The sequence below is a fragment of the Streptomyces roseolus genome, assembly GCF_014649855.1.
GTDB classification, from domain to species: domain Bacteria; phylum Actinomycetota; class Actinomycetes; order Streptomycetales; family Streptomycetaceae; genus Streptomyces; species Streptomyces roseolus.
Map to the genome: position 1 here is coordinate 1 of NZ_BMTV01000097.1, position 500 is coordinate 500.

Annotated in this window: 1 protein-coding gene; it reads left to right on the forward strand. The window is 70.8% G+C overall.

Annotated features, from left to right (window positions below; translation table 11 throughout):
- A partial coding sequence (locus tag IE245_RS36615; protein WP_189955795.1) for a HAMP domain-containing protein occupies nt 1-500 on the forward strand: 500 nt, incomplete at both ends.

Consider the following 500-nt stretch of genomic DNA (forward strand, 5'->3'; position numbering starts at 1 on the left):
CTGAAGAACACCGTGAACACGATGGTGGACCAGCTGTCGTCGTTCTCGTCCGAGGTGACCCGGGTCGCCCGCGAGGTGGGTACGGAGGGCGAGCTCGGCGGTCAGGCCGAGGTGGCCGGGGTCGCGGGCGTCTGGAAGGACCTCACCGACTCCGTCAACACGATGGCGGGCAACCTCACCAACCAGGTGCGGGGGATCGCGGAGGTGACCACGGCGGTCGCGAACGGCGACCTGTCGCAGAAGGTCACCGTGAGCGCGCGCGGCGAGATCGCCCAGCTCGCCGACACCATCAACCAGATGACGGACACCCTGCGGACCTTCGCCGGCGAGGTGACCCGCGTGGCCGGTGAGGTCGGCGCGGAGGGCCTGCTCGGCGGCCAGGCGCAGGTGCCGGGCGCGGCGGGCACGTGGAAGGACCTCACGGACTCGGTCAACACGATGGCGAACCAGCTGACGGCGCAGGTGCGGGACATCGCCCTGGTGACGACGGCGGTCGCGAA